Source organism: Nonomuraea sp. GTA35, assembly GCF_041950525.1.
Taxonomy (GTDB): Bacteria; Actinomycetota; Actinomycetes; order Streptosporangiales; family Streptosporangiaceae; genus Nonomuraea.
On sequence record NZ_JBGNUV010000016.1, the window covers coordinates 123,414 to 147,270 of the forward strand.

14 protein-coding genes and 1 pseudogene are annotated in these 23,857 nt (G+C 70.2%); 4 read left to right on the plus strand and 11 right to left on the minus strand.

Annotation, left to right across the window (positions count from 1 at the left end):
- Positions 1–59: 59 nt before the first annotated feature.
- The gene (locus ACBJ32_RS48180; RefSeq protein WP_375132610.1) at positions 60–3,728 is read right to left on the minus strand and encodes a hypothetical protein; all 3,669 of its coding nucleotides are present in this window, start codon (positions 3,726–3,728) and stop codon (positions 60–62) included.
- A 384-nt stretch (positions 3,729–4,112) separates the two neighbouring features.
- Between ACBJ32_RS48180 and ACBJ32_RS48185 the strand changes: the two genes are divergently transcribed.
- Positions 4,113–4,559, plus strand: coding sequence for a hypothetical protein (locus tag ACBJ32_RS48185; RefSeq protein WP_375132611.1), 447 nt, complete (start codon positions 4,113–4,115; stop codon positions 4,557–4,559).
- A 65-nt stretch (positions 4,560–4,624) separates the two neighbouring features.
- Here the strand turns inward: ACBJ32_RS48185 and ACBJ32_RS48190 are convergent.
- Positions 4,625–4,894: pseudogene (locus ACBJ32_RS48190) on the minus strand (hypothetical protein); the annotation flags it as partial.
- A 375-nt stretch (positions 4,895–5,269) separates the two neighbouring features.
- Between ACBJ32_RS48190 and ACBJ32_RS48195 the strand changes: the two are divergent.
- Complete coding sequence (locus ACBJ32_RS48195) at positions 5,270–6,529, plus strand: alpha/beta hydrolase (protein WP_375132770.1); 1,260 nt, start codon at positions 5,270–5,272, stop codon at positions 6,527–6,529.
- Between the two features lie 776 nt (positions 6,530–7,305).
- Here ACBJ32_RS48195 and ACBJ32_RS48200 read toward each other — a convergent pair.
- Entirely contained in the window at positions 7,306–8,520 is a 1,215-nt protein-coding gene (locus ACBJ32_RS48200; RefSeq protein WP_375132612.1) for a hypothetical protein, read from the minus strand.
- A gap of 219 nt (positions 8,521–8,739) precedes the next feature.
- On the opposite strand from ACBJ32_RS48200, the gene ACBJ32_RS48205 reads away from it, so the two are divergent.
- Entirely contained in the window at positions 8,740–9,258 is a 519-nt protein-coding gene (locus tag ACBJ32_RS48205) for a tyrosine-type recombinase/integrase (protein WP_375132613.1), read from the plus strand.
- Between the two features lie 825 nt (positions 9,259–10,083).
- Here the strand turns inward: ACBJ32_RS48205 and ACBJ32_RS48210 are convergent.
- The 8 genes from ACBJ32_RS48210 to ACBJ32_RS48245 are packed head-to-tail and all read right to left on the minus strand — an operon-like array spanning position 10,084 to position 22,276.
- Positions 10,084–10,263, minus strand: coding sequence for a hypothetical protein (locus ACBJ32_RS48210; RefSeq protein WP_375132614.1), 180 nt, complete (start codon positions 10,261–10,263; stop codon positions 10,084–10,086).
- A 46-nt stretch (positions 10,264–10,309) separates the two neighbouring features.
- Positions 10,310–12,385 carry a hypothetical protein gene (locus ACBJ32_RS48215; RefSeq protein ID WP_375132615.1) on the minus strand — a complete coding sequence of 692 codons (2,076 nt, stop codon included), beginning with the start codon at positions 12,383–12,385 and terminating at the stop codon, positions 10,310–10,312.
- Positions 12,386–12,388: 3 nt separating this feature from the next.
- On the minus strand, positions 12,389–13,243 hold the full coding sequence (locus ACBJ32_RS48220) for a carbohydrate ABC transporter permease (protein WP_375132616.1): 855 nt from the start codon (positions 13,241–13,243) through the stop codon (positions 12,389–12,391).
- Entirely contained in the window at positions 13,240–14,205 is a 966-nt protein-coding gene (locus ACBJ32_RS48225) for an ABC transporter permease (protein WP_375132617.1), read from the minus strand. Before ACBJ32_RS48225 ends, ACBJ32_RS48220 begins: the two co-directional genes overlap by 4 nt.
- 3 nt (positions 14,206–14,208) lie before the next feature.
- Positions 14,209–15,816 (minus strand): extracellular solute-binding protein, encoded by a 1,608-nt coding sequence (locus ACBJ32_RS48230; protein WP_375132618.1) that lies wholly within the window; start codon positions 15,814–15,816, stop codon positions 14,209–14,211.
- Positions 15,817–15,840: 24 nt separating this feature from the next.
- Complete coding sequence (locus tag ACBJ32_RS48235; protein WP_375132619.1) at positions 15,841–19,119, minus strand: hypothetical protein; 3,279 nt, start codon at positions 19,117–19,119, stop codon at positions 15,841–15,843.
- Complete coding sequence (locus ACBJ32_RS48240; RefSeq protein WP_375132620.1) at positions 19,116–20,633, minus strand: FAD-dependent oxidoreductase; 1,518 nt, start codon at positions 20,631–20,633, stop codon at positions 19,116–19,118. Before ACBJ32_RS48240 ends, ACBJ32_RS48235 begins: the two co-directional genes overlap by 4 nt.
- Positions 20,630–22,276 carry an FAD-dependent oxidoreductase gene (locus ACBJ32_RS48245; RefSeq protein ID WP_375132621.1) on the minus strand — a complete coding sequence of 549 codons (1,647 nt, stop codon included), beginning with the start codon at positions 22,274–22,276 and terminating at the stop codon, positions 20,630–20,632. Before ACBJ32_RS48245 ends, ACBJ32_RS48240 begins: the two co-directional genes overlap by 4 nt.
- 142 nt (positions 22,277–22,418) lie before the next feature.
- Between ACBJ32_RS48245 and ACBJ32_RS48250 the strand changes: the two genes are divergently transcribed.
- Positions 22,419–23,477: a LacI family DNA-binding transcriptional regulator gene (locus tag ACBJ32_RS48250; RefSeq protein WP_375132622.1), complete on the plus strand. Its 1,059-nt coding sequence runs from the start codon at positions 22,419–22,421 to the stop codon at positions 23,475–23,477.
- Positions 23,478–23,857: the final 380 nt, after the last annotated feature.

Below are 23,857 nucleotides of genomic sequence, written 5' to 3' on the forward strand. Positions count from 1 at the left end.
GGACGACCCAGAGCAACCGAACCGTTACAAGATCCCGGCGAGCGCTGACTCCGCCCACGTCATTGTCTGGAGAGCTGCCGGTTGACGCGGGCGAGGAGATCGTCGATCGGCTCGCAGGCGGTGCATCGCCACAGGCGCACGGTGCCGTCGCCGTGCGCGGTCAGCAGGAGTCTTCCGTCGCCGGGGAAGCCGGAGAACTGGATGCTTTCCACGGTGGCGGCGAAGCCTCCCACGGTAATGGGAGGGGCGGCCGCGTCGGTACGCCAGATGCGGACAGTCCCATCGTGGCCGGTCCCCGCCACCCATCGCCCGTCCGGGCTGAAGGCGACGGACCAGACCATGCTCTGGTGGCCGCGTAGCACCAGGGGTTCTCCCTGGCCTGAGGTGGGCCAGATCCTGACGGTGCCGTCAGTGCCCGCGCTGGCCAGGCGCCGCCCGTCCGGACTGAAGGCGACCGCCCACACGAGGCCCTGGTGGCCGCGCAGGACCAGGGGCGGCAGGTCGCGGTGAGGGTCCCAGATCCGTACGGTGCCGTCCTGCCCGCCGGTCGCGACCTGGCGGCCGTCCGGGCTGAAGGCGGCATAGCGGATCTGGTTGGAGTCGGCCCACCGGATCAGCGGGGACTTGGCACCGGTGACGTCCCAGACACGCAGCGTGCCGTCATGGCCGGCGCTGGCCAGCCACCGGCCGTCCGGGCTGAACGCGGCGATCCACGCCGGGCCCTTGTGGCCCCGCAGCACCACGGGCTTCGCCCCACCGTCGGCGTCGGTGACCTGAATGGTGCCATCTCTCCCGGTGCTGGCCACGCGGCGCCCGTCTGGGCTCACCGCCAGGCCCGCGACCTCTGCCTCGTGCCGGGTCAGCACGCGTCGCCTGCCGGTGGGCCGGTCCCAGCTCAGTACGGTGCCGTCCACATCCCCGCTGAACACCCGCCGGCCGTCGAGGGCGGACACCGCGACCCACGCCGCCCCCTTGTGGCCGCGCAACACCGATGCCTGGCCCATGCCTCGCGGGTCCCAGATCCGGAGGGTGCCGTCGTCGCCCGCGGTCACCAGCCTGGTTCCGTCGGCGCTGAACGCCGCGCCCCACACGACCCGGTCGTGTCCGCGCAGGACGAGCGGATCCCCGGCTCCCGTGGGCGACCAGACACGGATCGTGGAGTCGTCGCTCGTGGTGGCCAGCCAGTGCCCGTCGTGGCTGAAGGCCACCCCCTCGACCGAGCCTTGATGCCCGTGCAGCACGACGGGTGGCGCGTCTCCGGTGGTCTGCCACACGCGGGCCGTGCCATCGATGCTCACGCTGGCGAGCAGTCGCCCGTCCGGGCTGAACGCCACGGTCTTGATCGCCGCCGTGTGTCCGCGCAGGACCCGGGGTTCGCCGCGTCCCTTCAGGGGCCACAGGCGTATGGTCGCGTCGTGGCCGGCGCTGGCCAGCGTCCGTCCGTCCAGGCTGAACGCCACGGTCGTGCTCTCCCCCTTGTGGCCGCGCAGGACCTGTGGGGTGCCGGTGCCGTCGGTGTCCCAGAGGCGAATCGTGCCGTCCTTACCGGCGCTGGCCAGACGTCGCCCGTCGGGACTGAACGCCACGTTCCACACCGCACCGTCGTGCCCGGTGAGGGCGATGCGCTGGGTATCGCCGGACAGATCCCAGATCCGGATCGTCGCATCGGTCCCCGGGACTGCCAGACGCCGCCCGTCCGGGCTGAATTTCGGACTTAACGCCTCTCCGCGATGCCCGCGCAGCACGATCGGCGGCTCGGGGGACACCCTGCCCGAGAGCCACGGCCACACGCGGACGAGGCCGTCGGCCGAACTGGCGGCCAGGCTAGTGCCGTCCGGGCTGAACGCCACCCCCAACGCTCGTCCCAGCCCAGGGACTGTCGCCAGGAGGTGATCTTCGACGATGCCCTGCCGCAGAACCGACTCGGCTTCGACCGTCGGCCACAGCCCGTACGCCCGTCTCGCCAGAGCCAGCCCGCGCCCGGGGTTCAACTCCAGTTCGGCGCGTGCCTCGGCCGCGAGCTGGCGAGAGAGCGCCACGTCGCGCTGCTCGCGGGCTTCACCGGCCTGGAACACGGCGACAGCGGCCAGCACGCTGACCACAACGGTCGTAGCCACGAGCACGGTCAGTGCCAGGCGGGCGCGCCGGCGTCGGCCCGCGGACTCGGCCGCCTCGCGACGATGGCCCGCGTCGAGGAAATCGCGTTCGAGGTTATTGAGCGCTTCCGCCGGGTGGTCGTGCCAGTGCGACAGGCGCTTGCCGCGATACAGGAACGCCTCGTCCCGGCCGTGCTGGTCCCAGTCGGTGGCGGCCTCGGCCAGGCGCCGGTGGGCGTGCAAGCGCTCGCGATCCTCCTCCAGCCAGCCACGTAATCGGGGCCAGCCCCGGATCAACGCCTCGTGCGCGATGGTCACGGTGTTCTCCTCGGCCACGACCAGCCGCGCGGCGATCAACGTGTCCAGCACTTTGGCAGTTCGCCGGCCCTGCCTGCTCGCTTCGAGTTCGGCGCGGGACGCACGCCTGCGGGTGTCCTCGGTCCCGTCCCCCGGCATGGTCAGCCTAAGGAAGACTCCCTTGGCGATGTCTTGTTCAGCCGCGTCGAGCTCGTCGTGGACGCGCTCGGCGGTCTGCGAGACCGCGCCGCGCAGCCCTCCCGCCGAGCGGAACGCGGCCGTGGTGAGCGACGCTCCCGTACGGTGCCGCCAGGTCTCCAGTAGGGCGTGCGAGACCAACGACAGCGCACCCGTCTGTCCACGTGCTTCGTCCACGACCAGATCCACCAGCTCCGCATCGGCCTTCACCCCCGCCTGCCGGGCCGGTCCGCTGATGGCGGCGCGCAGTTCGTCCTCCTCCATCGGCCCGATCAACACCTGGTTGTCCTGCAATGCCGACACAAGGGCGGGGTAGCGGGCGCAATGCCCGTAGAAGTCGGCGCGCACACCGAGCACGACCCGCACCTGCGGTTCGCGAGCGGCGGCCAAGAGCGCCGCCACGAAGCCGCCGCGCTCTCGCTCGTCATGACAGAGGGTGAACGTCTCCTCGAACTGATCAACGACGATCGCCAGGCGGGTTCCGTCTGCTGCGCCGCTCAGCGTCTGGGCGCACAGCGTGCGGATGGCCTCCGGTGAGGCGGCGAGCTCCTCATGGAACGGGCCGGCCGCGATGCCTTGCGCGTTGGCCAGGTGGATGGACAGCTGCCGGAGCGGCCGCTCGCCGGGGGTGAGCAGAACAGCCAGCCATGCGCTGCCGTTCCCCTCTGCTTCGGCTCCCGCGAGAGCCGGCAACAGGCCCGCCCGCAGCACTGATGACTTCCCGGCTCCCGAGGGGCCGAACAACGCAAGGAAAGACGAGCCGGCCAGGCGTTCGCGTAGGTGTCGTATCAGCCGTTCGCGCCCGAAGAACAGGGCCGCATCCTCCGGCCCGAACGGGGCCAACCCCAGATAAGGGGCGGTGCTTTCTTCGGGGACGGAATCGTCCGGAGCGAGTGCGCGGATCAAGGCATGCCATCGACCTTCCCACTCGTCGCGATCGCCGTCGCACGCCTCCACGTACGCGAGTGTGACCGCCAGACTCGGGACGACCACTCCACCGGCCGCCTCCGACAGGGCCGTAACCGAGAAATGCGCACGCCTCGAAAGCTGCCGATAGCTGGGCCCACCGGCCTTGACTCTCAGTTGCCTGAGCTCGAACGCGAACCGATGAAGTGGATCGTTCTCCGGATCCAGCACACGTTCAGGACGTCCCATCGCTCTCATCCCCAGTGACAGTGAAAGGTCAACGTCATCACAAACTGTGATCAAGAAATCGCGTGCCGCAAGACAAGCTTGACCAGCATGCTGACGCCTGTGCTGCGGCTCGTCAAATGATGAAAACCTGCGCGGTTCTGGACAACCCTCAGGATTGTTCCCGCCCCAGGTCACACCCCTCGGCCGGGCTGCTGGTTGTTTGTCAAGCAGGTCCATCCTCGCTGGACAACCAAGGGGTCCGCTACAACAGAAATCGAAGCCAGAGCAGCGGGCCAGAACCACTACGGATCCGGCTGATCCTCGGGGCTCGAAGCTTCACAACAGGGGCATGCCAGTGCAAGACCTCAACGGGCGAACGCCGGATGGGTGAAGACCACCACGCCCGCGGTGCTCGATGTGATCAGGCACCAGACCCGGAATCCAAGAAGGGGAAGTGGATCAATGCGTATTCGTCACGCTCTGACCGTCATGGCGTTGGGAACCATGGTCGTCGGCGGTCTGGCCGCACCAGCTGCTGTAGCTCCTCCGCAGGCTTTGGCAGCGTCGTCAGGAGCTCAAGCCTGCGGGTCGCGAGTGACCTACCACTACTTCGCGTCCGACGGCAGCCCGGCACAAAAGTCGTACAACTGCCCGCAATACTACTCGCTCAATTCCGATGGAATCGGGGTCCAGCCCCTTGCCTGGTCGGGATACGTCCATTTCAAAGGCGGCGGCAGAACATACTTCTGCGACTTTGTATGGAAGGGTCTCGGCGGCGTTCGCGTCTCCGGTATCACGCTGTCCGCAACGCGTATACCCGAGTGCGGCGGCTGATCAGAGTTCTCGGAGTCCTTGGATCCGCGTTGCCCGCCCGGCAAAATCAACCCCGCCGGGCGGGTTTACGCTGCTAACGCGATGACTGGAGTTGCCGCAAAAGATGAGGCAGCATGAACCGCCCCGATGCTCCTCTGTGCTGGTAGGTCGTTGTTCGTTGTCTTCTGGCTGGTTAGGGCCTTGAACAGTTCGCGGGCGATGTAGCGTTTGAGACAGCGGATGATCTCTTTCTTGGACTTGCCTTCGGTGGTGCGGCGGGTGACGTACGCGCGGGTGCGCGGGCACCAGGCCATGCGGGCGAGTGCGATGAGATAGAGGGCACGGTTGGCTTGCCTTTACCTTTCGTAGTGCCGGGGCCACGGCGTGGACTGGTGGGAGCCCGAGCCTGGCGCAGCCGATGGCGATGATGCGGTGGCTGGTGGACAAGCCGACGGTTATGGCGGGGTTATGTGGGTGGTCGCATGATCGTGAAGTCACTGGGCCCCCGGGTCTCATCGCTGACCACGAAGGATCGCATGAAGACCCACATCTTGCTCGCAGCCGTTTCATCCTTGATCATCAGCCTGCTTCCGGAAGACGTCGCTAGTGACGCTGCTCCCTCGCAGACGATCATCTGGGCGCCGTGCCCCGAGGACACGACCGCCGAATGCGGCACGCTGAAGGTGCCCATCGACTGGGACACCCCCGGCGGCGCTACCGTCGGCCTGGCGGTGGCCCGGCGCAAGGCCGCCATCCCGGCTGCCCGGGTCGGCTCTCTGGTCGTCAACCCCGGCGGGCCGGGCGGCTCCGGTGTCGACTTCGTGGTGCACGGCAGCAGTTACTTCAGCGCCGAGCTTCGCGGCCGTTTCGACATCGTCGGGTTCGACCCGCGCGGGGTAGGACGCAGCCACCCCGTGATGTGCTCTGCGACACTGGTGCGGCAACGTCCACACCCGCTCATCAAGAACCAGGCGGACATGGACGCCTGGATGTCGTTCAACCAGCGGCTGCGACAGGACTGCCGAGCACGCACCGGATCGCTGTACGACCATGTGAGCTCGCTGGACGTCGCGCGTGACGTGGAGGCTCTCCGTGCGGCGCTGGGCGACGACCAGCTCACCTACTACGGCGTCTCGCACGGCACCCTGATCGGCCAGGCATACGCCGAGCGCTTCCCCCACAAGGTCAGGGCGATCGCGCTCGACTCGAACTTCGACCACAGCGTGAACACCGCGAGCTACTTGAACACCGCGGCCACGCACGCGGCGGGGGCGTTCGACCAGTTCGTCACCTGGTGTGAGGCAACGGCGTCGTGCGCGCTGAACGGCAAGGACATCCGGGCGTTCTGGAAGGGGCTTCTTGAGCGGGCCGACCGCGGGGAACTGCACGAGCCGGGCACGCCGGACGTACCCATGGACGCCTACACGCTGGTGGACACAGCGTTCGCCGGACTCTACAACCCCAACTGGGCGGAACTCGCCCAGATGCTGGTGGCCATCGACACCGGCAGCCCGAACCCGGCGATGAGCGCCGCGAAGGACGAGGAGGTGAGGGTCAGTACGCCGGTGTTCTGCCAGGATTTCCACCTGCCGGTCGCCGACTACCCGACATACGCCTCGCTCCTGCGCCGGCAGGCGCCGCAGGCCAGGGACATGAGGTACAGCCCGCCCGCGCTGGGCCGGATCGCCGGCTGCCTGGGCCAGCCCACGCCCATTCCCAACCCGCAGCACCGCCTGCGGGTGGACGCCACCCCGCCCATCCTGCTGGCCTCCTCGCTGAACGACCCCGCCACCGGCTACCAGTGGACGCTCAGCACGGCCGAGCAGATCGGTGCCGAGGCCCGCGTGCTCACCTACGAAGGCTCGGGGCACAGCGTGTACGGCCGGAGCGAGTGCACCGTCGGCGCGATCGACCGGTACCTGATCTCGCAGTCGGTCCCGGCCGACGGGGTCCGCTGCCCGGAGGTGCGGCCCTCGATCACGCCCCGATGAGCGGCCGCCGGCTGAGCTCATGAGCGTCTGCTGTGTCTGTCTTATAGAGAGCATCGGCAGTTCGGCACGGCGGCCCCGGTTGGCCTACTCGCCTTCATGGCTCACTGGCCTTCAAGCGGCTGACCAACTCGAGTGCTTGAGAACCCCAGATGACATCGGGAGCCCTGCAGCTCTCCAGTGAGGAGCTCCAGGCCGATGCCGGCGGCGCGTAGCTGCTGCCAGCCAGGGTGGCCAGGTCGAGGCCCGCGGCCGAGCCCGCATGTGCTCGTACACCACGAGTGTGACCGCCGCCCCCTCCGCGCGCAGTTCCGGGCCAGCGGGACGGTCTTGTCGAGTTCGGGACGGGTGGTGACGCGGGCGTAGTCGATCCGTACGTGCCCGGCAGGCTCGGCACCGGCCGTGGCCGGCGGGGCAGCTGGGCACAAGCCGTGCCCGGCATGCGGAGGGTAACCTGAGCAGCAGCCGAACGGCCAGTCACGTTCCCTTCACCTTCTTCAGCCGGGTGGTACTTCACTGTCCTCTGCACAGTCGCCTGAAAGCCCAGGACAGCCGTGCAGACGACTTCGCAAACTGACAGCGGTCCTGCGGACGCCGCCCGGCCGCACTCACCGGTTGTCCGGGCGGGATGCCAGAGGCTCTCGGACGGGCCGAAGAACCCGGACCGTGAGGTTCTCGAACGTGCCGATGGAGTCAGTCGGCGTGGCGCTTGATGACGATGTGGTTGCCGATGTCGAGGTCATGGGTGGGTGGATGGGCCGACCGTCACGCGGGTGAACTCAGCGGTAGCGGGCGATCATGGGGCCGAAGTTCCTGCCATAGGCGAGGCCGACCGCGTAGACCGTCCTCGTGCCGGGCACCGCGCTCACCGCGGAGACGTCGACCTCGCGCCTGCGGTTCGGCCCCGCCATCGGCGGTAGCTCGGTCCGGCTGCCGTCGGGTGCGACCCGGATGGTCCCGCTCAAGCCGCCTTCGTCGGCGTCCCAGTCGACCAGGATGATCCCGTTCGCGCCGTCGGAGCCGGACGCGCTGACCTCGGCCGAGCCCGGCACCCGCGACCACGTCTTGCCGTCCCAGTGCATGGTGATCGTGCTGCTCCTGCTGCCGTCCTCGTAGTCGAACACCGTGCGGGTGCCGATCGCCCACACGTTGCCGGGACCGTGGGTGACGACCTGGGTGAGCCTGATCGAGGGGATGCTGCCGTCCGGACGGCCCTGGCTGTTGATTTCCTCGCTCGGCGTGCGGTCCTCGGGCGCGGGGACCAGCTGCCATGACCGGCCGTCCCAGCGCATGGTGGCCGCCTGAGAGTCGGAGCCGCCCTGCGCGGCCGGACGGCCGGTGCTGCCGACCGCCCACACCTGGTCGGGTGCCGCGGCCGACACCGACGCCGCCCAGGCGGGCAGGCGCATGACCGTCCAGGCTCGCCCGTCCCAGTGCGCGGCGTGATCGCCGGCCACCAGCCACACGTCGTCGGGCGCGAGGGCGGTGGCGTCGGCCCGCTCGCCCGGGTCGAGATTCAGGTCCGGCAGCCGGACACCGCTCCAGCGCTCGCCGTCCCAGTGGTGCGCGGTCAGGGCGGCGGTGGGGGCGAAGATCCAGGCGTCGCGCGGCCCGGTCGTCACCAGCGCGGGAAACCTCTCGTCGTCTTTGGAGTCCCACGTCACCTCGGGTGCGGGGTGCTCGCGCCAACGCCGGCCGTCGAAGTGCAGGAGCAGCAGCCGGCCGGTGCCTTCGTGCGGGCTGCCGAGCGCCCACACGTCGCGCGGACCGCTGGCTGCGACCGCTTTCAGCCGGGTTCCGCGCTGGTCGCCGACGTGCTCGAGCTGCCAGCCCCGGCCCCGGGCCGTACGGACTGGAGAGGGTTTGGGGGTTGCCGCGGTGACGCTCGGGGAGGCGGCGGTCGGCGCGGGCGCACCTCGGGACGGCGGCGCGGCGGCGCACCCCGCGCCCAGGACGGCAGCCGCGCATAACGCGGCCAGGCGCTTGGCACTCAACGCACGAGAGGCTTGAGACGGGCGGTGACCTTGTTCAGTGGCTCCCCACGACGCCGGCGTGGTGGCCCCTGCGACGATCTTCAGGTCTGACACCTTGCAACCCCTCCATGTCCATGGCATGTGCGATCTCCGGCAGTGCATGGAGCGTCACCCGCGAGGACCTGCCCAAGAGCGTCGCGCGCCCTGGAGGCGCGTGCCCGCATCCGCTGGCTGCGCGCCGTGGAGGCGCATCTGTTGCCCTGGGGCCGGTGCATCGCGCTGATCCGGTACTGTGCCGGCGCTCGCATCAGCGAGGTCGTCCGCCTGGACGTCGGCGACGTCCAGATGTCGGCCTGCGAGGGCCGCCTGGGCCTGTACGGCAAGGACGGCAAGCTCCGCGAGGTGCACATCCACCCCAAGCTCCGCACCGAGTTGCAGCTCTACCTGGATGAACGCCCCACTTGGCCCCAGGCCGGAGACAACCGGGCCCTGTTCCTCAAGGCCAAGGGCGGACGGCTGACCGCCCGGGCCGCCGGCGGCATCATCGCCGAGATCGCCCAGACGGCCGGGCCGGACGATCCCACCACCGCGCACGTCCTGCGCCACACACTCGCCACCACGCTGGTCCGCGGCCAGACCAACCTGGTCCTGGTCGCCGAGATCCTCTGCCACGCCCGCGTGGAGACCACCCGCTGGTACAGCTTGCCATCCGGCAAAGACAAGGAAGACGCCCTCAAACTGATCACGGTTGACCGCTGACTGCATTTCAGCCTCCGGAACGGGTGTCAAGATCAGCTCATGGCCGGTTTACCGTATCTCGGCCGGACCCGGCGCATCGGCCGGCGCCAGGATGACCGCTTTGCTTGCCGCGAACGGCTCCAGCCGCCCGCCGTACCTTCACCACATCGAGACCCGGAACTGCCTCCCCCATCATGATCCCTATCAGCCCCGCTGAACCCTGCGAGTGGCGAATGGCCAACGCGCCGGATCAGCCCTTCTGAGAAGTCAGAAGCGCAGCAGGTGGCCGGTCAGGTCGTACAGGCGGTGGGCGGCGGCTGGGTCGAGCGAGGGCAGCGACGGTCGCCGACGCCGAGTACGGCGTGCCCGCCGGCGCTCCCTACGACCGGATCATCGTCACCGTGGAAGCCCCGGAGCAGGTCGGCCCCGGTGACGCGGGCGGGCACGGCCACACGACAGGGCCAAGCAGGAGCGGCCGTCCAGCCAGGACAGGAACTCCGCATCGGTGCCGTCGACCAGCCGGTCGTGGGTGAAGTCGGCCTGCCCGGTTGCCATCCGGACAACCCCGACTCCCGATCAACTTCTTCCGGCTCGACGAACGCCTCCGCGACCTCGGCATGCGGCCGGTGAGGAAGGAGAGCACGCCGAAGGGCTGCCGGGTCGCTCCTGGCCGCGTGGCCACCGGACTCGATGCCCTTGGCAGTGACGTGCCCTCGGGGCGGCGCGGCCCTGCCCCGCGGCGATCAGCCAGGGCGCGGAAGACTCAGGCCCAGATCCACGAGCATGCGCGCGTGTTCGGCCCGACCGGGTGGTTGAAGAAGATCAGGTGATAGTACAGCGGAGCGATCACCGCCGGCCCGGCAGTGGCAGCGGCTGGATGCCGAGCTCAAGCGTGGGCCGCTGGCCTGGGGCTATGTCGAGGATCAGTGCTGGACGCTGGGCCGGGTCAAGACGCTGATCGGGCTGCTGTTCCACATCGGCTACACCATCGAGGGGGTTGCGCTCGACCTTCTCCTGCACGCTCACCGGCCGGTCCACCTGGTGGCCCACCGAGGGCTGAGCGTTCGCTACGTCACGCGATCACCTGGTACCCGAACTGCACGAGCAGCCCGCTGGCGCCGGAGCTGCCGAGGACGCGTACCTGGAGGCGCTTGGCGGCCGAGGTGCCGTCCACCACGTACGGCGCGGTGAGGGTCGTGGTCTGGAAGGTGGTGGTGGCGGCCATCGCCGGTCCTCCGGCGCTGTCGCCGTCGACATCCAGGCGCACCTGGCAGGCCCCCGCGCCGAGCTTTCTGGCGATCCGGACGATGCGGAGCCGCTGGCCGTCGGCGTAAAGCAGGTTGGACAGGTCGTGCAGGCCGTCGGTGACGGCGCCGTCGATGCGCGCAGTCAGCCAGCCGTCGATCTGCTGGACGCCCTTGTTGCCGGTGGCGCGGGTCTGCGCGGTCTGCGCGCCGGTCAGGGCGTACGCGCCGGCGTGGTTGCCGTTGAGGTCGTTGCCGCTGATGAGCACGTCGGGTGAGGCGCTGACAATGCCGTAGTCCTGCCGGTTGACGCCGTCACCGACGAAGCCGCCGATGGCGTTGCCGGTGACCACCACGCGGGTGGCCTGCGCGCGGATGTTGATGCCGGCGCCGTGCCGGTAGACCTGGCCGCTGCCCGGGTATGTGCCGGGTCCGGCGCCCTTGAGGTCGAAGGCCGTCTCGCTGACCACCTGGATCGTCCACGCGCCGGCCAAGCCGGTGATCCCGGTGACGGTGACGCGGTCGTCGCTCTCCCAGCCGTGCGGGGTGGAGGTGGTGACGCGGACGCCGCCAGAGCCGTTTCCGGCCACGGCGCTGATCTGCCGGGCGAAGTCGGGGTGCGCCATCCGGCCGTTGTTGCCGATCAGGCAGCCGCTCACGGTGGTCCGGGCGGAGGCGACGTCGATGCCGTTGCGGCCCGCGCCGCGGATGACGCAGCCGGTGAAGGTGACTCCGCCGACGAATTCGGGGCCGACCCGGACGTTGTCGAGTTCACCGTCGGCGGAGATGTAGGTGTTGGCGAACTGGGCCTGTGCCCCCGCTTCCAGCAGGACGGGCACGCCGTGGCCGTTCTCGAAGCCACCGCCCTCGAAGTAGACGAATTTCGGCAGCGCTTTGGTGCCGGTGGTATTGCGCATCCAGAGCCCGTGCCGCCCGAACAGGATGGCGGTCGCGATGAACTTGATCGATCCGCCGAGCCCGTCGATGACCACGTTGTCGGTGACCTTGTTGCCGCTGCCGGCGGCGATGCCGCACTGCACGAACTCGACCGGGTCGGCGCGCTGGTCGTCGGCGACGCCGTTGAGCAGGATGACCTGGTCGCCGGTGAAGGTGTTCCAGACGCAGTTCTGGAACCTGACCGTGTTGCAGGCCCGCAACACGAGCCCGTTGTGGCCGTCGCGGAAGCGGGCGTTGGTGAAGGCCAGCATGTAGTTGCCGTCCTCCTTGGCCGCCCCCGCCCGCTCGGTGCGGATCATTGCGCCGCCGGTCAGGTTGAGGCCGCGGATCTGCAGGTTGCGGAAGCCGCCGCCGTGCACGCCGGTCAGCAGGAAGCCGTCGGCGGTCCCGGTCTCGAGCAGGATCTGGGTGCCTTGGTCCAGGCTGTCGGTGTGGCCGGCGCCGTCGAAGGTGATGGGCACGCGCTTGACCGAGATCGTCTTCTTGAGGAGCACCTTGCCGGGGCCGAGCTCGATGGTGCCGCCGGTGGGCAGGGCGTTGACAGCGTTCTGCAGGCGCTGGGTGTCGTCGTCGGTTCCGGTGCCGCGCCAGCCGTACCAGGCGAGATCCACGGTTGTGGCGACGGGCCGCTTCCACCGGCCGGTGGCCACGCCGGCGACGGCGAAGACGGTGCCGGCGTCGTCGGGCTCGGTGCTCGTTTCGTCCCAGTACAGGTCGCCGCCGCCGCGGCCAGGGGTGGCCGTCACGCCGGGTTCGGCCTGGTAGTAACCGAGCAGGTAGATTTGCTCCCCCGGCTGGCCGGGGGTCTTGCGCAGGTCCGTGACACCGGCGATCTGCCGGACCTCGCGCTTGGCCGCCTGCGCGGGGGTGGCGCTCAGCGCCATGGCGGCCGCGCCGCCCGCGCCTAACGCGGACAGGATCCGACGGCGGTCTTCGTTGATCTTCATGTGTCAGCCTTTCACCGCGCCGATGAGGATGCCCTTGGCAAAGTGTTTCTGGAGGAACGGGTAGACGATCGCGATGGGGACCAGGCTCAGCACCAGGATCGCCATCTGCATGGACTGGGGAGGGGGTAGGAAGCTGCCCGACAGGTCCGCCGCGTCGACGCTGAGCGCGCTGTTGTCGACCACGTACGTGCGCAGGACCAGTTGCAGTGGCCACTTCTCGGTGTCGTTGAGGTAGAGCATGGCGTTGAAGAACGCGTTCCAGTACGCGACCGCGCTGAAGAGTCCGACGACGGCGATGACCGCCTTCGACAGCGGCAGCACGACCCGGAGCAGGATGCGCAGCTCGCCGGCGCCGTCGATGCGGGCGGCGTCGATCAGCTCACCCGGGATCTCCTGGAAGAAGGCTCGCATGATGATGATCTGGAACCCGCCGGCCAGCCCGGGCAGGATGAGCGACCAGTAGGAGTCCAGCAATCCGAGCTGCTTGATCGTCAGATACATCGGGATCATGCCGGGCGCGAACAGCAGCGTGAACAGCACGGTCAGCAGGATCGGGCGGTGCAGCAGCGAGCCCGGCCGGCTCAGCGAGTACGCCAGCAGCGTGATGCACGTCAGCGACAGCAGCGTCCCGACGACCGTGACGCCGACGGACACCAGCAGCGCCCGGGTGACGACCCCGCCGGCCAGGATGGCCCGGTAGGCGTCGAGGTTGGGCCGCTCCGGCCACAGGACGTAGCCGCCGGTGGCGGTGACCTGCGCCTGGTCGGCCAGGCTGGTGGACAGGACCGCGAGGAACGGCAGGATCACCAGGGCGCAGCAGGCGGCCACGACCACGCCCTTGAGGGTACGAACGATCATTTGGTGTAGAGCCCTCTCTCGCCCAGCAGGTGCGCGACCTTGTTGGCGCCGAGCACGAGCACCAGCCCGACCAGGCCCTTGACCAGGCCGACCGCGGCGGCCACGCCCCAGCTGCCGCCGACGACACCGTAGGTGTAGACGTAGGTGTCCAGCACCTCCGACACCTCGGTGCCGACCATGCCCTGCTGCAGGATGATCTGCTCAAACCCGACGGTGAGCACGTCGCCGAGCTTGAGGATGAGCATCAGCACGATCACCCCGCGGATGCCGGGCAGGGTCACGTGCCAGAGCTGGCGGGTCTTGGAGGCGCCGTCCATGGCGCTGGCCTCGTACAGCTCGGGATCGACGCGGGAGAGCGCGGCCAGGAAGATGATGGTGCCCCAGCCGGCGTCCTTCCAGATCACCTGCGAGGTGATCAGGGCCAGGAACAGGTCGGGGTTGCCCAGGAGCGGCAGCGTGGCCAGGTCGTGCCCGCGCAGGAACGTGTTCAGCAGGCCCGCGTTGCCCAGCATGTGCTGGAAGATCGCGACGACGACCACCCAGGACATGAAGTGCGGCAGGTAGAGGATCGACTGGGCCAGCCGCTTGAGACGCGCCCCGGCCAGGGAGTTGAGCAGCAGCGCCAGCGCGATCGGCACGGGGAAGACGAAGACGATCTGCACGAGTGAGATGACGATCGTGTTGACCAGTGCGTTGAGGAAGGCCGGGTCACCGTTGAAGATCACCCGGAAGTTCTCGAAGCCGGCCCACGGCGCCTCCCAGATGCCCAGGAAGGGCTGGTAGTCCTTGAAGGCGATCACGTTGCCGAGCATCGGCACGTAGTGGAACAGCAGGATCACCAGCAGGCCCGGGACGCCGAGCAGGAGCAGCAGTCCGTCCCTGCGCAGCCGGGAGGCCTTCGGGGTGGCGCGCCGCGGCGGGGCGGCCGGGCGGGCCGGCGGGGATTTCACGTCGAGCGCCATCGCTCAGTCGCCCTTGGCCAGCGCGGTCTCGTAGTCGCGGCGGATCTGGTCGCCGCCCTGGGCGCGCCACTGCTTGACGACCTCGTCCCAGTGGCTGACGGGCTTGCGGCCGGAGACGATGTCCAGCTCGGCCTGGTCGATGATCTTGGTGAGGGTGCCGTTCTTGTTGACGGCGGTCTCGGAGTAGAGGGCGGCGGCCGGGTTGCGCACGATCGTGGGCACGACCCGCTCCTGGTAGGCGCGTTGTGCGTCCACCCGTTCGCGGGGGCGGGGGCCGAGCACGTGGGGGGCGTCGGCGATGTACTCCAGGGGGAGTTTGACCTCGGCCTTGCCGAGGCTGGTCGGCTCGGGCGTGCCGTCCTTCATCGTGTAGTGGGTGCCCTCGACGCCGAACTTGCGGAACATGTACTCGCTGGTGCCGAGCGGCGCGCTCAGCCAGTCGCAGATGCGCAGCAGCTTGGCCAGCCGGTCGCGGCCGGCCTTCTTGAACGCGGTGATGGCGAAGCTCGCCTGCCCCGCGCGGGCCGGGCCCGGCGAGACCACCGCGCCGACGTCCACCTTGTAGGTGTCGGCGAGGATGTCCCAGGCGGCGTAGCCGTCGGAGTTGAGCGCGATGGTGCCGTTGCCGAACAGCTCGCGCAGGTTGAGGCTGCCGCCGATGGCGTCGGGGTGGAACAGGCCGGCCTTGACCATCTCGGCGGTCTTGGCGATGGCCTCCTTGCGGCCCTCGGCCTCGTGCTCGGAGGTGAATCGGCCGCCCTGCTCGAGCCAGGTGTTTGGGACACCGAGCATCGTGCCGACGAACGTGATGACGCCCTTGGCGCTGCCGAAGGCCCACCGGTTCTTGGCCGGGTCGGTCAGGCCCTTGGCCAGGGCGAGGAAGTCGTCGTAGCTCTTGGCCTCGCCGCTCAGGCCGCGTTCGGCGATGAGGTCGGAGCGGGCGAACATGATCGTGCCGACGATGGCGCGCGGGATGGGGATGGCGTAGACGCCGCCCTGGTAGGCGGTGGCCAGCCAGGAGTCGCGCGGGATGCCGGCGAGGAACGGGTAGGTCTTGACGGCATCGCCGGAGACCAGGTCGCTGAGGTCGGCGCACAGGCGGGTGAGGATCTGCGAGCGGCCGGCCAGGGTGGCCGACAGCATGAGGATGTCGGGCAGGTCGCCGCTGGCGATGACGGTGGACAGCTTGCTCACATAGGCGGAGGCGGGCACGCCGGGCGCCATGGTGATGTTCAGCGTGGCGCCGAGCCGGGTGTTCAGCTCCTGCCAGAACCGGTTGGCGTCCGGGCCGGGTGGCACCGGGTTGAACATGTTGGTCAGCACCTTGACCTCGCCCAGCCCTTCGCCGGGCTTGTCGGTGAAGGCGGTGACGGGTTCGGCGGGGTAGGAGTAGTAGGCGGCCAGCACGCCCTCGGCGGTGGCCGGCAGGTCGGGTTTGACGAGGCCGGACGGGACGTACGCGGGCATGACCGCCTTGCGGGTCCCGGCCTGCGGGCTCGCCTGGGGTGAGGACGGGCCGCACGCCGTCAGCAGGCCGCCCGAGGCGGCCAGCAGAGCGGTGCTCCCGGTGAGCTGGAGGAAGTGGCGCCTGCTGTGACGCGCGTCAGACATGGCCTTTCCTTTCCTGGAGGAGTCCTAGAGGAGCTTGAGGGTGGTGACGGCCCAGGGGCCGAGGCGGACGGGTCCGTCGAGCTCGCCGAGCTCCGTCTCGTCGGCGCGGCACAGGACGATCCGGCCGGGGTGGCGCAGGCGTACCTCGCCGCCCTGGCCCGACAGGTCCTGGAGCCGGACGAGCAGTCCGGTGCGGTCGCGCGGCTCTGCGACGGTCGCGGCGGCCCAGCCGGGCAGGCCGAGGTCGAGCAGGCTCGCGGCGGGGGCGTCGAGCGGGCGGGGCTCGGTGTCGAACTTGTCGAGCCTGGTCACCTCCGACACCATGGGCGCGGCGCGGACCTCACGGCCCAGCCGGCCGGCGGCCACCGGGTCGAAGGCGGGCAGGGGACGGAAGGCGTAGCGGAGGGTCAGCGTGCCGTCCTGCTCGGGTGGGGTGTTGGTGGGCCAGTAGTTGTTCATGACCCACGAGTAGAGTGCGCCGCTCGCGGGGGCGAAGCGTTCGGGCCAGGCGCCGCGGACGATGTCCCCGGCGGTGAACAGCGGCGCGTCGGCCGAGCTCCACGCCACGGCGCCGGACGGGGAGGCGACGACGACACCGTGCTGGGTGGTGAACCACTCCTGGCAGGCGCCGGGGGCGTGGCCGGCGGCCGGGTCGATCCAGCCCTGCTGGCGGTCGTAGCGGAAGCGGGGCTCCTCGTGCGCGAACGGGAAGGCGACGTAGACCGATTCCTTGGCGGGTTCTCGCTCTTTCTCCAGGCGCACCAGCACGTCCACGCGGTCGTCGGCGTCCCTGAGCAGGATGTCCACCTCGACGTGCGGCAGGCTGGGCGCGCTGCCCACCGCCCGCACGCGCCAGCCGTCGTACGTGCGGCGCAGCCCGACGGGGCGCATGGCCGCCGGGAAGACCTCCGGCTCAGGCGGGTCGGCGTGCGGGAGGCGGCCGTCCAGGGAGGTGCGGGGTGCGGGCGGGTGGTGGTGCGGCTCGCCGCTGTGCCCGGTCACGACACGGGTGGAGGGGCCGTTGCGGACGTAGAGGACCTGGCCGAGGGGCCCGTCGAGCAGCGGGCGGCCGGTGGGCCGGTGGGTGAGGGCGAGCAGCGCGCCGGTCTCGGGGTCGAGCCCGGCCTCCCACCGAGGGGTGAGCAGGCGCGGCGGCACCGGCTGCCAGTCCCCGTCGTGAGAGCGCCGGGTGGCGCGGCGGCCGTCCTCCTCGCCCGGCGCGAGCGCGGCCGGGTCGGGCAGCGGGATCGTGCGGTAGCCGAAGGCGGGCACGTCGGCCACCGTCAGCCGGTAGCGGCGCAGGCCGGCGCAGTCGGACAGCACCTCGGCGGGCAACGGGGGCGGCGCGGTGGACTCGTACTCTACCTCCACGTCTCGCGTCCAGCTCAGCGGGTTGTGTACGAGCAGCGCCGGGCCCTGCGTGGTGACCAGCTCGCCGAGTTGGCTCAGCGCCCGGCGGCCCTCGTCCACGGCGGTGCGCAGGGCGGTGTGCACCTGGTGGCGCTTCCAGCCGAGCTGGTCGCCGACCTGCTCGCCGTGGGGGTGGGCGAGCGCGTGCGACCAGGTCCAGGTGTGCTCGGCGCCGAACAGCGCGCCCTCCCAGGCGGCGTCCAGCGCCGCCCGGTGGGGGCGGTAGGCCGGCTCGGCCCGCGCGACCAGGGCGGCCAGTCCCTCGGTGGCGGGCAGCGCGCTCTGCGCCCGACGGTGCTCGGCGACCACGGTGGCGCCGGTGCCGACGCCGTCCTCCCAGTAGCTGCCGCCGTCACCGCGCCACACCGGCAGCCGGTCGGCCAGGGGACGGACCGCGTCCAGGTAGTCGGCCATCGTGGAGACGATGATGCGGGGGTAGGCGTAGACGGCGTTCCAGCGGGCGGCGAAGCCGGCGTCGCCGTCGGCGAGGTCCTCGTTGTCGGCGTGGGTGCCGATGATCGCCAGGTCGTGCGGCAGGTAGCCGGGGCGTTCGTAGCGGGTCAGCAGGCGGCACAGGGAGTGGGCGCCGCCCTCGACGGTCTGCGGGTCGCCCACCATGAACCGCAACTGCGAGTAGGTGTCGGAGAAGTGCGTGAGCACGCGTGAGCCGTCCACGCCCTCCCACATGACGGGGCTGAGCAGGTGCTGCAGGTCGCTGTCGGCGTTGCCGCCGCGATGGTGGTTCTCGATGCCGACGAAGCCGCCGATGCCGAGCGCGGCCAGGATCGACGGCACGGCCGCGCTGTAGGAGGGCACGTCGGTGAGGTTGGCGTACGTGATGGGCACGCCGTGCTCGTCGCGCAGCCGCGCCGCCAGGTAGGCCGCCCGGTAGATCTCCTCCAGCGAGGCCACCCCCGACAGGAAGAGGCTGTGGAAGGCGTTGACCGCGATGCGGCCGTCGCGCAGCGCCTGGAGCACGCGCCCGGCGCTCTTGTCCGAGCGCGTGGCCAGGTACTGGGCCAGCACCAGCGAGCCGTCCACGGAGAAGGCGAAGCCGGGGTCGCGGTCCAGGGCGGCCACAGCGCGGTCGAGGTTGCGGCTGTGCAACTCCAGCACCTTGCCCTGGGTGTCGGTGTAGCCGACGTCGAGGTGCACGTGCGGGATGAGGTGCAGCGTCCACTTGCGGGCGGGCGTGAGGGTGAACGTCACGGGGTCGCCGCCATCAACCGTCACCTCGGCCGGGCCGCGCGCCTCGGGGACGGGGAAGCGTACGCGGGCCTGGCCGAAGTCTCGTCCGGGCAGGTCGAAGGCGTGGGTACGGCCGGCGAGGCGGACCTGCGCGCGGCGGGCGGGCAGCGGCACGGTGAGCTCGGCCAGCTCCCGGCCGTCGTGCAGGTAGAGCGGCGTGACGCGCAGCACGGGCCCGGGCAGCGGCGCGATCGCGGGTTCGAGGGTGATGGAGCGCCAGGTGATGCCGCTGCCGAAGTGGTGCCCGAACTGCTCGCGGTGCCGGGCCGGCCCCGGCCCGGGGATCGTGACGGGGCCGGTGGCGGCCTCGTGGTCCAGCGTCGTGGTGATGGCCAGGACGTGCTCTCCGGGCGGGAGCATCGAGCCGGGGATCGGCACGTCCAGCCGGACCTCGCCGGCGATGGGGCCGTGCCGGTAGACCTCGGCGCGGTCCTCGCGCCGCACCTCGGGGTGGACCAGCCCACGATGCGCGCCGTCGATCTCGAGCTCCAGGTCGGGGCAGGGGCCGTGCCCGGCCGTGAACTCCAGCCGCAGCGACCACCGCTCGCGGGACTCCCCCACGTGCAGCGGCAGCTCGATCCGGTGCGGCCGCCGGCCGGCAGCGGCGTCGAGCGGGCCCGGCTGGAACGGCGGGTCAGGAATCATGGCGCCGGCTCCAGATCGGGCAGGGAGAGCACGCTGCCGTGCTCTTCTAGGGCGGCGGCCAGGTCGGGGTAGCGGTAGTCCTGCACGGCCCGCCCGGTGCGCAGGGACTGGGCGGCCAGCTCGCCGGCGGCCTCACCGAGCATGCCGTAGTTCGGCTCCATGCGGGCCGACAGGCAGGCGACGTGGCTGGCGGAGAAGCAGACGGGCACGGCCACGTTCTCGATCCCGCCGCGGGCGGGGAACAGGCACTCGGCGGGGACCTGGTAGAGGTCGGCAGGCTCGTTGTACTCGGTGCCGCTGGGCGGCCCCTCCCCCGCGATCGTGTGCTCCCCCTCCGGGTAGAGCTGGACGATGTGGCAGTCGATGCCGTACTTCCAGCAGCACACCGGGGTCGCCTTGGTGTTGCCGGGGATGCGCAGGTCGTGCTGGGTGAGGACGTACTGGCCGATCATGCGGCGGCCCTCACGGACGTACAGGGCGTGCGGGAAGCCGGCACCGTACGGGCTGTCGGCGAACTCGTCGGCCGGCAGCCCGAACGCCCGTGTGTCGGCGCGGAACGACTCCGGCAGCGACGGGTCGTTGGCCAGCCAGTAGAGCATGCCTTGGTGCCAGCGCACGTGTTCGGCGATGACTTCCTCACGCCGGGCCCAGGTGCCGTCCGGGTAGTCCCACGACGCGCCCGGCAGGTCGAAGCCGATGAACAAGGCCTGGTTGGTCTGGTATTTGTCGCCGGGCGGCAGCAGGGCCGTGTGCGTGACGATGTCCGACAGGCCGGTGATGCCGCGGCGGCTGATGAGCTGGCCCAGCAGGCCGTACAGGGCCGGGTCGTACCCCTCGGGCCTGGGGAAGGGCAGCCGGTCGTCGGCCTTGGACAACACGCCGCGGAAGTTGTACGCCTGGGTCTTGGCGTCGCCCTCGCCGGGCGGCTCGGCCGGGGGCGGGCCCACCGGGTAGCCGGCGTTGGGCGAGAACTCGCTGCGGCGCAGCGCCCGGTGGGGCAGCACGCCGGCGAACGGCTCGTCGTAGCGGGAACGCGGTTCCCGCCCGTACGTGTACGGTACGCCGGCGGCGGCCATGAGGTCGCCCTCGTAGGAGGCGTCGATGAAGAAGCGGGCCCGTCGGCCGAGCACCGCCTGGATGCGGCGGCCCCGCGTCTCGACGTCGGCGGGGCCGTGGATGCGGGTGCCGGTCACCACCTGCGCGCCTGCCTCGGCGAGCAGTCGCCGGGCGACCCGCTCGGCGGCCTTGGGCTCGAAGCGGTAGCGGGGCTCCGCGGCGCCGTACTCGTGGCCGATGCCGCGGAAGAAGCGGTCGCGGGTGAGCCCGGCCAGGGCCTCGATGACGTTCGGCGGGTCGCTCTTGACCAGTCCGCCGGCGACGATGCCCCCTACGTGCCCGGTCGGTTCCAGGATCAGGCTGCTCAGGCCGCGCAGGCGCAGCCGGAGCGCGGCCATGATGCCGGCTAGCGTCGCGCCGTAGATGAGAACGTCGTGCTGCTCCGTCGACGGCCTCATGCGCGCCGCTCGGGCAGGACGTAGGTGGGGGTGGCGTGCTTGCGGGCCTGGGAGGGGCGCATGACGGCGATCTCTTCCGGCCAGGCCACGGGGACGCCGAGGGTGCCGGTGAGCAGCCGCTGCAGGTCCTCGGTCAGGGGCGTGGAGTCGGCCACGGCGTGCGGCTCGGTGCCGCGGCTCAGGCAGAGCGCCGACAGCGCGCCGACGGCCTCGCCGATGCTCCACTCCACCGGGTGCAGCCGGTAGCTGCCGTTGGTGATGTGGGTGGTGCCGATGTTCTTGTTGGCCGGCAGCAGGTTGCGCATCCGGACCGGGACGAGCGCGCCCAGCGGGAGCTGGAAGGGGTAGACCTCCAGGTTGACGTAGTTGATGCCGGCCGTGCTCGGGTGCAGGTCGATGTTGTAGTGGCCGACGCCCACCGAGTCGGCGAACCGCTCGGCCCCCGCACCCTCGGGGCGGTCCACGACCGCGATGTGCTGCTCCAGCACCGTGAACCGGGCCTTGATGCGGCGCGACTCGCGGATATAGGCGGCCTTCGCCATCCCGTCGGCCGTGCCGGTCAGGTCGGGACGCAGCCGCAGGCCCGGATAGCCGTGCCCACCGTCGCGCCGCGGCGCCTCGGTCTGCATCCAGTGCAGGTACGACAGCGACAGCTCCTTGCATCGCTGCAGCGCCTTCTCCCGGTCGGCACCGGGGCCGAGCAGCGGTGCCTCCCAATAGTCGATGTTGGGCCAGTTCACCAGCGTGATGTCGGTGTCGATGAGCCCGCGGTCGAACTGGGTGCGGGCCCGGATGCGGCGAAAGTGCCACAAGTCGGCCAGGCTCACGGCGTCCATGTCGCCTTCGAAGATGCGGTTGACCCGGCCCTTCATGGTATGGATGTCGATCTTCTCCCAGGACAGCTGCGGGCCCGGCCAGAAGGGGTCGACGTGGGTCTTCCAGTGGTCGTAGGAGGCGGGCTTGTCGATGACGTGCTCCTCGCCGGGCCGGTACTCCAGCGGGAAGCACCAGGTGATCGCCTGCTGGTCCATGGGGTCGGCCACCGGGGCGGCGTACGGCTCGCCGGTCTCGTCCTGAGACTCGGCGCCGATGACGTGCTCGGTGCCGGTGAGCTCCAGCAGATCGCCCAGCTCGGTGGCGTCGGCGACCAGCGGGGCGGTGACCGTGGTCAGCTCGCCGGTTCGGGTGCCGCGCAGCGTCACGGAGGTCACCCGGTCACCTTCGGTATCGGCGCCGACGGGGACGGTGTCGAGCAGGACGGTGATCCGGCCCGCGGAGACGTACGGCATGAGCATCTCCTCCAGGGCCGCCAGCGCCACCCGCGGCTCGACGCAGAGCTTGCTCACGTTTCCCAGGCCGGGGTTGAGCACCTCCTGGGCCGCCACCTCAGGCAGGAGCGGGTAGTTGCGCCGGTAGTAGTCGCGGATGCGGTTGCGCAACTCCCGGTAGCCGGCGGACACATGCGGCGTCTCGATCCACGGATGCTCGTCCGACGGCACGGCCTGCGCAGTGAGCTGACCGCCCAGCCAGTCCGTCTCCTCGGTCAGCAGCACTCGATGGCCAAGGCGGGCAGCCGTCAGCGCGGCCGCCACTCCCCCGAGCCCGCCACCCACCACCAACAGGTCAACCTTCAGTTCACTCATTGCTAATTTGCTAGCTTTCTCTGTGCCAGGTCGTCAGGTTTCGCACATGTTAAGCCGGGGCCAAATCCAGATGTCAATAGCTAATAGATATGCAAATATCAGCACTGGACAGACTCTCTATTACTGATGCAGAATCGGGGGCATGTCGCGATCAAGGGGGAGAGGGCCCAGCCAGGCGGACATCGCACGGGAGGCGGGCGTGTCGCAGTCGACCGTCTCGATGGTGCTGACCGGCTCGGGCGACCTCGGCCGCATCTCGGCCGAGACACAGCGCAAAGTACTCAGGGCCGCCCGGCAGCTCAAATACGTCTCGGCGAGCCAGCAACGCGCGACGGCCGGCCCGCGACAGGCGCCTCTGCTGCTCGGCGTGCACACCTTCGAGCCGATCTTCCCCACCAGCGCCAGGGACTACTACTTCGAATTCCTGCAGGGCATCGAGGAACAGGCGGGGATCGAGGGCTGCAACCTCGTCCTGTTCACCGCGGCCCCGAACGAGGACGGCGTGCGCCGCCTCTACAGCGGCTCCATGAACGGGCTGCGCCAGGCCAACGGCAGCCTGCTGCTCGGCCACCACACCCACCGCGAGGACCTGGCCCGGCTTGCCGCCGATCGGCACCCGTTCGTCTACATCGGCCACCGCGAGGTCCCTGGCACGGAGATCTCCTACGTCGGCGGCGACTACCGGGCCGCCACCGGCCGAATCGTGGACGACCTCGTCGGTCTGGGCCACCGCACCTTCGCCTACCTCGGCGAGGCCAAGCGCGACGAGCCGCAGACCGACCGGTGGGAGGGCTTCCGCGCGGCCCTGGAGCGTTTCGGCCTGCCCGTCCCCGAACCGCTCTTCGCCCGCCCCGACGATCTGACCGCCCAATGGCTGGATCAGGCCGTGCGCGACGGCGCCACCGCCGTCCTCGTCGAGGCGGTCAGCCTGGTCCGGGTGCTGGCCGCCATGGCGAGGCTGCGCAGCATCGACATCCCGGCCGACCTGTCGCTGGTGCTGCTGGTGGACGACCCCGGAGGCGAGTCGGGCCTCGATCCGCTCGCCACGCTGTGCATCCCCCGCAACGCCATGGGCCGCCGCGCGGTCAGCCTCCTGACCTCGCAGATCACCGATCCGGTCGGCGACTACGAGCGGCAGATCCTGCTACCGTGCACTCACACGTTCGACGGCACCGTCGCCCCTCCGCGTGAAACGGCTTGACGTCACTGCGTACGGCCGAGCCACCTCCGCCAACTTCAACGGGGGCGAGGAACCGGCGGACAGCCGTTGGCGCTGAGAAGGATCAAGACGCTGCGCCCGCCGATAATTCCATCCACGCAGGTCAGGTGGCATGTGAGTATTCATGAAGGACGCCACTGAGCCGGTCTCGCGTTCAGGTCGATGATTCGCCCGGGATTAGCGATCTGGCCCGGAACGGGACGCAGTGGGGCTGGTTGGTCCAGGGCTTGGTGGGCTCGGTGGCGAAGGAGCACCTGATCATCATGCCGCACGTTTTCTTCTCCTGATGGTCGGAACTCACGCACGCCGCTCGAAGGCCTACACGGCAATGACCTGGGTGAATGTAATTATCGGCAGGTGCA